At 57.1% G+C, this 7,642-nt stretch carries 10 protein-coding genes; all 10 read left to right on the plus strand.

The genetic code is table 11. The annotated features are described in order from the left end of the window. Positions 1-141: 141 nt before the first annotated feature. Positions 142-759 (plus strand): phage baseplate assembly protein V, encoded by a 618-nt coding sequence (locus HMPREF3066_RS01545; RefSeq protein WP_070439984.1) that lies wholly within the window; start codon positions 142-144, stop codon positions 757-759. Next, the gene (locus HMPREF3066_RS01550) at positions 759-1,097 is read left to right on the plus strand and encodes a GPW/gp25 family protein (protein WP_070440048.1); all 339 of its coding nucleotides are present in this window, start codon (positions 759-761) and stop codon (positions 1,095-1,097) included. The genes HMPREF3066_RS01545 and HMPREF3066_RS01550 overlap by 1 nt, the downstream gene beginning before the upstream one ends. Further along, positions 1,084-1,971: a baseplate assembly protein gene (locus HMPREF3066_RS01555; RefSeq protein ID WP_070439986.1), complete on the plus strand. Its 888-nt coding sequence runs from the start codon at positions 1,084-1,086 to the stop codon at positions 1,969-1,971. The genes HMPREF3066_RS01550 and HMPREF3066_RS01555 overlap by 14 nt, the downstream gene beginning before the upstream one ends. Beyond that, complete coding sequence (locus HMPREF3066_RS01560) at positions 1,971-2,549, plus strand: phage tail protein I (RefSeq protein WP_083286381.1); 579 nt, start codon at positions 1,971-1,973, stop codon at positions 2,547-2,549. The genes HMPREF3066_RS01555 and HMPREF3066_RS01560 overlap by 1 nt, the downstream gene beginning before the upstream one ends. Positions 2,550-2,590: 41 nt before the next feature. Continuing rightward, the gene (locus HMPREF3066_RS13460; protein ID WP_083286378.1) at positions 2,591-3,886 is read left to right on the plus strand and encodes a tail fiber protein; all 1,296 of its coding nucleotides are present in this window, start codon (positions 2,591-2,593) and stop codon (positions 3,884-3,886) included. Between the two features lie 33 nt (positions 3,887-3,919). Next, positions 3,920-4,669, plus strand: a complete 750-nt coding sequence (locus tag HMPREF3066_RS01570) for a DUF4376 domain-containing protein (protein WP_070439991.1) — start codon at positions 3,920-3,922, stop codon at positions 4,667-4,669. Beyond that, complete coding sequence (locus HMPREF3066_RS01575; RefSeq protein WP_070439992.1) at positions 4,666-5,130, plus strand: enoyl-CoA hydratase; 465 nt, start codon at positions 4,666-4,668, stop codon at positions 5,128-5,130. The genes HMPREF3066_RS01570 and HMPREF3066_RS01575 overlap by 4 nt, the downstream gene beginning before the upstream one ends. Positions 5,131-5,235: 105 nt before the next feature. Further along, complete coding sequence (locus HMPREF3066_RS01580) at positions 5,236-6,438, plus strand: phage tail sheath subtilisin-like domain-containing protein (protein ID WP_070439994.1); 1,203 nt, start codon at positions 5,236-5,238, stop codon at positions 6,436-6,438. 24 nt (positions 6,439-6,462) lie between these two features. Beyond that, entirely contained in the window at positions 6,463-6,969 is a 507-nt protein-coding gene (locus HMPREF3066_RS01585; RefSeq protein ID WP_070439996.1) for a phage major tail tube protein, read from the plus strand. Then, the coding region (locus HMPREF3066_RS01590) for a hypothetical protein (RefSeq protein WP_168160638.1) at positions 6,969-7,642 on the plus strand (674 nt) is incomplete at its 3' end. The genes HMPREF3066_RS01585 and HMPREF3066_RS01590, both read left to right, overlap by 1 nt.

Consider the following 7,642-nt stretch of genomic DNA (forward strand, 5'->3'; position numbering starts at 1 on the left):
TATGAGTGTCCAAGATTTGGGGGCCAGTTCACCCGTTGTCAGACGGCCTCTCTTTTAAAAAAATCCATCAAAACCGCCAAAAATAGAAAAACCGCGTTTCCGTTGCCAAACTATGCCCATTCCCACGCACGCGAGACCCAAATGAACGCCGAAATCAACCGCAAAATCGCCAACATCATCAAGCAGGGCGTGATTGCCGAATCAGACCCAGCTCGCGCATTGGTACGAGTGCAACATGGCGAGCTGACGACCGACTGGCTGCCCTACTTTGTACCGGCGGCCGGAAACGTGTCAGTCCATCGCCCTCCAAGCGTCGGCGAGAATTGCGTTATTTTCTCGCCCAGCGGCGAGACCGCCAACGGCATGGTCATGTGCGGCATGGCATCGACCTCATTCCCAAGCCCAGCCCAATCGGCGGACGAGACCGTCGTCAAATTCCCCGACGGCGCAATCATTAATTACAACCACAACTCCGGCCAAATGACCTTAAAAGCCGTTGCCAAACTGACCATCGACACGCCCGACACATTAATCACAGGCAACGTCGTCATCGAAAAAATGACAACCAGCAACGGCCTGCTGACCTATACCGCAGGCATGAGCGGCAGCGGCGGCGAAGGCGTCGGCACAACCATCAAGGGCGAAATCAACCACGAAGGCACGCTGACCAATACCGGAAAAATGACATCCAACGGCATTGTCGTCGATGAACACACCCACCCCGGAGACAGCGGCGGCACGACGGGCGCGCCCAAATGATGAACGCCAAAACTGGCATGCTTGCCGACCCCGCCGACCACATCAGGCAGTCGGTAGAAAATATTTTATTTACCCGAATCGGTACGCGCCTAATGCGTGAAGAGTACGGCAGCCTGCTGCCCGAATTGATCGACATGCCCATCACCCCCGCGATGCTGCTCCAATGCCGCACCGCCGTCGTGGTTGCCATCGCACGCTGGGAACCGCGAATCGACGTTGAGACGACAACCGTTGCCGCAGGGCAGGGTGGCAGCCTGAAAATCAGCATCACCGCCCGCATCCGCCGCAACGGGCAGGCCGTTGCTTACGAAATCGAGAAAACACATGACCGAACTTGACATTTCGCGGCTGCCGCCGCCATCAGCCATCGACGGGTCGGATTTTGAGAAAATATTTTCCAGAAAAAAATCCGCCCTCATCGCCCTATGCCCCGAAAGCATCCGCGAAACCGTTGCGCAAACCCTAGAGCTGGAATCCGAGCCGCTCACCATCGACCTGCAGCAGCAGGCGTACCAAGAGCTGCTCGTCCGCCGCCGCATCAACGAGGCGGTCAAGTCCAACCTCTTGGCATTCGCACAGGGTGCAGACCTCGACCATCTCGCCGCCGCCTACGGGCTGACCCGTAAAACCCTGCGCGCCGCCGAACCCGACGCCCATCCGCCCGTTGCCGCCGAATACGAAACCGACGGCGACCTGCGCCGCCGCGTTCAGGCGCATCCCGAAAAATATGCCGCCGCTGGACCGCGCGCCGCCTACGAAGCCCACGCCATCGATGCACACCCCCAAATCACCCACGCCCGCGCGATCCGCCGCGAAGCGGGAAGCGTGGAGGTATTCATCAAGACACAGGGCGGCACGCCAGACGAAACCGTCTTGAACGCCGCCCGCGAATACCTGTCGGCAGAGACACGCCGCCCCTTGTGCGACAACGTCCAAGTTTATGCCGCCCAACCCAAAGACGTGGCGGTAGAGTACACCGTCGAGTATCAAGACAACTTCGACCGCGCCACCGTACGCGCCACCGCCCGCGCGGCTTTAGACGCATTGTGGCAGCAAAACCGTCATATCGGCGCATCTGTCGCCCTCTCCAAAATCATCGGCGCGCTCGATACCGAGGGTATTAAAAAAATCACGCTGCACCGACCGACCGCCGACATCGTTTGCGGCGAGGGCGAGTACATCCGCATCACCGAAACCACCGAGCGCGAATGATGAACAGCACGATCCCGTCCAACAACAGCCCCCTGCAACACGCCCTCGCCAGACTGACCGACGGCGAAACCGCCTCGCTCGATACCGACGCAGTCAACAGGCAGCTAGACCCCGCCCGCTGCGACCCCGCCTTCCTGCCATTCTTAGCTTGGCAGCGAAGCATCGAAACGCCCGAGGGCTGGGAATTGGCACAGACCGACGAAGCGCGCCGCCGACTCATCGCCGCATTTGACGAGATTCACTCCCACAAAGGCACGCCGCACGCCATACGCCAACTGTTCCGCCTGCTCCAGTTGGGCGAAGTACAAATCATCGAACGCGCCAACGAGTTCACATGGAACGGCGCCGCCAACTTCGACGGCAGCCGCACATTCGGCGGCATGGCGGGCGATTGGGCGAAATACAGCATCGTGCTGACCCGACCCATCAGCATCAGGCAGGCCGCCAAAATCCGCGACCTGCTCGAACACATCGCCCCGTTGCGCTGCCAACTGCTGCGCCTCGACTACCGCGCCAACCCGCACCGATGGAACGGCGAAATCAGATTCAACGGCGAATACAGTTTCGGCAGCGCATAACGCGCCGACCCTTTAAAAACCAAGCAAAGGAAACCCCAAAAATGGCAAATGCCGTAGAACAAAACCAATTCGACACCGCCGTGCGACTCATCGAACCCGGCGACAGCGTCGTAGGCGGCGCGGGCGCGCCCATCAACCAGCCGCTCCAAGCCCTCGCCAACCGCACACTTTGGCTCAAAAACCAAACCGCCGCCCTTCAGACGGCAACGGCAGGCAAAGCCGCCGCCACCACCGCCGTCAACGCAGGCAGCGGACTGACCGGCGGCGGCAGCCTTGCCCAAAACCGCACCATCGAACTAGGCACGCCCGGACAAATCACCGCCCAAACCCAAAACGCCGTCCAAGAAACCGGCCACACCCACGCCATCGACACCGCCACCACATCACGCGCAGGCATCGTCATGCTCGACAACGGCACCGGCAGCGCAGCGGAAGACCGAGCAGCCACGCCCAAAGCCGTCAAAACCGCGTATGACAAGGCGGTGGCAGCGGAAAGCGCGGCCGACGGCGCAGTCAAAACCAGAGGTAACCAAGAAATCGGCGGTGTCAAAACCTTTACATCAAAAGCCTTATTTAACGGAGGATTGTCCGTATCCGCCTATGGAAAATCTGCCGATATTTATACCGGTCCAGGAGATATTTATTTGCGTAATTCCAAGAGCAACAAATATCTGCAACTTAAGGACAACGGCACATTGGCATACAGTGACATAACAATCGTCCTCATGTCCGACAAATCCGATGCTGTCAATCTGGACAGTTCCGACCGTCTTGCCACATCCAAAGCCGTCAAAACCGCCTACGACAACAGTATCCGACGCGGAGGCGCAGTGGGCTTGGGCGGACAGAATCACCAAATTGCCATCGGTTGGGATACGCCCGGACTTATAGCTCGTGTCGATAACAACGTGATGAATGTAGGTGTCCCCGTTGGTGCCGTCGCCTATTTTTCCCAGGATGTCCCACCATTTGGATGGTTAAAAGCAAACGGCGCGGCAGTATCCCGTACCGTCTATGCAAACCTGTTCGCCGCCATCGGTGAGCGTTACGGCCGTGGTGACGGACGCACCACTTTCAACTTGCCCGACTTGCGCGGCGAATTTATTCGATCATGGGATGACGGAAGAGCGATTGATAGAAATCGTGCCCTAGGCTCATGGCAGGCGGATGAATTCCGCAGCCACAGCCACGGCATCGGCGTCAACCGCCAAAGCGACAACGACAGGGGTAGCCATTCATCAACCGTCTCGGTTGACACTGATGGCCAAACCGACCCGGCTGGCGGCATTGAAACCCGTCCCAGAAATATCGCCCTGCTGGCATGCATCAAGGCATAAAACTTCCTTAAACCGTTTAGAAAGGTAAAAAAAATGACCCAAAACATCCAATGGACAAAACCCGTTTGCCAACTTGACGCCGACCATCTATACATCGGCCAAAACACAGCCGATCTCGACATCATGGCACGCGACGGCAGCTATCTGATTCCCGCCGGTTGCATCGACACCGACCCTCCTCAAATCAGCGCAGGCAAAGCCGCCCGCTGGAACGGCGAAGGCTGGGACGTCATCGAAGACCATCGTGGCAAGACGGCCTACCGCACGGCAGACGGTGCAGCAGTGCAAATTGAACAGGTGGGCGAACTGCCTGACGAACTGACCTTTACCCCACGCGAGAAAGAGCATCAAACATGGGATGCCAAAGCGAAGGCGTGGGTATTACTCCCCGCCGTCGCCGCACAAATTAAAGCTGAACAGCAAGATGAGATGTGGGGGCGCATCAAGCAAAAACGCTACGACAGCCTGCGCCACGGGGTGTACGCCGAATCCGTCGGCAAGTGGTTTCAGACCGACGATGCCACGCGCCTGCAATATTTGGCTTTGGCACTCGAAAGTGTAACGGGCGGTTTTAAAAAGCCCATCAACTGGAAAACGATGGATAACAGCTTCTTGCAGCTTACTCCCGAACTGCTGCGTGAAATCATGCAAGCCCTGCACGATAACGAACAAGCCAACTTTGCCAATGCCGAAAAACACAAAGCAGCCATGCTCAAGGCCGAAAATCCTCTGGAGTATGACTACAGCGGCGGATGGACGGAAATTTACAGGGAAGCGTTATGACAAAAAAAAACTTATACCTAGCCCTTTACAAAGGCAACCGCGAAGGCTGGGGCATCGCCTCGATAAAAGCCCGATTCGGCGATTGGATAACGCGCAAAATCACGCGCAGTATTTACTCCCACTGCGAAATCGCCGTCCCCTTGTCCGGCGGCGGCTACGCCTGCTATTCGTCATCGATACGCGACGGCGGCGTGCGCGTAAAAAAAATGGATTTGCCGTCTGAAAAATGGGATTTAATCGAACTGCCCGGCGTTACCGCCGCGGACCTCGACCGAGTCTGGCAAGCGGCACAGGGTAAACGCTACGATTGGTCGGGGGCCATCGGCACGGTTTTAAAAATCCGCCAACGCCCCGACAAATGGTTTTGCTCCGAATTTTGCGCCGCCGTCATCGGCTTTGGCGAGCCGTCCAAATATTCGCCGGCCGACCTTGCCGGCGCCATGAAGCAAGAACAATTTTAAAAAATCCCCAAAAAATCCCACGCGCTCGCCACATGCGTGGGATTAATTTTTAATAGTGTATCTACATAGCCATCAATCGATTAACCCATCAAAAAGGAAGCCCAAATGGCCGAAGCAAACCGCCATCATGGCATCACAGCCAACGAATACACCGAAGGCGTGCGCAGCATCAGCGACATCTCGACAGCCATCATCGGCATGGTTTGTACCGCTGAAGATGCCGATGCAAAAGTATTTCCGCTGAATACGCCGATTTTTGCGACATCAGCCTACGACCTGCTGGCCAAAGCAGGCACCAAAGGCACGCTCGCAAAATCACTTGACGCCATCGTTGACCAAGCCGACGCACAAGTCGTCATCGTGCGCGTTGCAGAAAGCAAAAACACTGAAGAACAAAAAGCCAACGTCATCGGCACAGCCGAGGGCGGCAACTACACCGGCCTCAAAGCTCTGCGCCGCGCCAAAGCCGTGACAGGTTTTACCCCGAAAATCTTGGGCTGCCCCGAGCTTGACAGCCAAGACGTCTTGACCGAATTGGTTGGCGTTGCCCAAGCGACGCGCGCCTTTGCCTATGGCAGCGCAGGCGGCAATCCCGACATCACAGAAGTGGGCAACTACCGCAAAAACTTCGGCCAACGTGAGCTGATGTTGATTGACAACGAATTTATGGCGTTCGACCCAACGACTAAAAAAACCGAAACCGCCGCCACCATCGCCCGAGTATTGGGCGCGCGTGCCAAACTCGACAAAAATGTCGGTTGGCATAAGTCAATCTCAAACACCGAAATCAACGGCGTCAGCGGCCTGAAATTCGCGCGCAGCTTCGACCTTTTGGACAAAAACTGCGACGCCAACACCCTCAACAACAAAGACGTCACCACCCTGATCCGCGAAGACGGCTTCCGCGTTTGGGGCAACCGCACCTGCACAAACGACAGCATGATGGCTTTTGAAGTCGCCACGCGTACCGCCCAAATCATCCAAGAGACCATCGCTTCAGCCTTCATGTGGGCGCTCGACAAGCCGATGCACCCAAGCCTGATGGAAGACATCATCATGGCCATCAACGCCAAATTGGCGCAGTACGTCAACAGAGGCTACATCTTGGGCGCGCGCGTATTTATCGACAAAACCCTCAACACCTCCGAAACCGTACAAGCCGGTCAATTCACAATCAGCTACGAGTTCACATGGGTGCCGCCGTTGGAAAACATGGTTTTCAACCAACACGTCACTGACACATTCTTTGTTAACTTGGTTGACAAGGTCATCACATTCGCCAACACCCTGAAACCGACTACCGTCTAGGCCGTCTGAAAGGAAACCCACCCCATGAAAATGCCAAAAGTCCTCAAAGGCTTTAACTTATTCGTCGATGGCGAGAACCAGTACGGCGTCGTCGTCGACATCACGCGCCCCAAAATCAGCCGCCAAACCGAAACCTACACGCCGGGCGGCGCAATGACCGAGATGACTGTCGTCCACGGCTTTGAAAAGCTGACGATGGAGGTTACCTCCAAAGGCTACGACGCAGACATGCTCAAGTCTATGTCTAGCAGCATTGACGGCAAGCTGCTGCGCTACCAAGGCGCGCTGCAGGAAGAAGACGGCACCGGCTACCAAGTCCTCAAAGGCGAAGCGCGTGGCCGCATTACCGAAGCCGACCCCGGCAGCGACAAGCAAGGCGAAGGCGGCGAGCATAAATTCACAGTCGAGCTTGTCTATTGGAAAGAGAGCGTGGACGGCAGCCCCATCGTCGAAATTGACGTCATCGGCAATAAAGCCGCTTTCGGCGACCAAGACGAACGCGCCGGCCTGCGCGCCGCTTTGGGATTGTAATGAAAACCAAGAATCTGGCAATCTACCAGGGCGACACCTATCTATTCAAAGTCGCCCTGACCAGCGAAACAGGCGAGCCGTTGCAAACCGACGGCCTGTCTTTTGCGCTGGCCGTCAAATTCCCCGACGGCGCAACCATCACGCCCGAGCTGACCGTTGACGGCAACATCGTCAGCCTGCTGTTTCCCTCCGCTCTGACCGCCGCCATCACGCACACAACCGCCGAATACGACCTCCGCGCCATCAGCGGCCAGTACGTCAAAACTTATTTGCGCGGTCAACTGCACATCACGCCGAGCATCACCCCCGTGACAGCAGGCGCAGGCCGCAAAATCCACGAAGAGGCCGTCAGCGTTGCCGTTTCCGAAGCGGCCATCATCCGCGTGGCTGGAAACCAAAGCCAGACGGCCTACGACGACAGCGACATCAAACGCCGTCTGGCAGCCCTGGAAGGCCGCCAAGACAAAGACACCGTCTACGACGACAGCGACCTGAAACGCCGTCTGACAGCCCTGGAAGGCCGCCAAGACCAAGACACCGCCTATGACGACAGCGACCTGAAACGCCGCCTGACTGCGCTGGAAGGCCGTCAAGACAAAGACACCGTCTACGACGATAGCGACCTGAAACGCCGCCTGACTGCATTGGAAGGCCGCCAAGACAAAGACACCGT

Source organism: Neisseria sp. HMSC03D10 (assembly GCF_001807625.1).
Classification (GTDB): domain Bacteria; phylum Pseudomonadota; class Gammaproteobacteria; order Burkholderiales; family Neisseriaceae; genus Neisseria; species Neisseria mucosa.

Coding starts and splice junctions, on each gene's coding strand:
- HMPREF3066_RS01545 (WP_070439984.1), top strand. CDS start 142: ATGAACGCCGAAATCAACCGCAAAATCGCCAACATCATCAAGCAGGGC.
- HMPREF3066_RS01550 (WP_070440048.1), top strand. CDS start 759: ATGAACGCCAAAACTGGCATGCTTGCCGACCCCGCCGACCACATCAGG.
- HMPREF3066_RS01555 (WP_070439986.1), top strand. CDS start 1,084: ATGACCGAACTTGACATTTCGCGGCTGCCGCCGCCATCAGCCATCGAC.
- HMPREF3066_RS01560 (WP_083286381.1), top strand. CDS start 1,971: ATGAACAGCACGATCCCGTCCAACAACAGCCCCCTGCAACACGCCCTC.
- HMPREF3066_RS13460 (WP_083286378.1), top strand. CDS start 2,591: ATGGCAAATGCCGTAGAACAAAACCAATTCGACACCGCCGTGCGACTC.
- HMPREF3066_RS01570 (WP_070439991.1), top strand. CDS start 3,920: ATGACCCAAAACATCCAATGGACAAAACCCGTTTGCCAACTTGACGCC.
- HMPREF3066_RS01575 (WP_070439992.1), top strand. CDS start 4,666: ATGACAAAAAAAAACTTATACCTAGCCCTTTACAAAGGCAACCGCGAA.
- HMPREF3066_RS01580 (WP_070439994.1), top strand. CDS start 5,236: ATGGCCGAAGCAAACCGCCATCATGGCATCACAGCCAACGAATACACC.
- HMPREF3066_RS01585 (WP_070439996.1), top strand. CDS start 6,463: ATGAAAATGCCAAAAGTCCTCAAAGGCTTTAACTTATTCGTCGATGGC.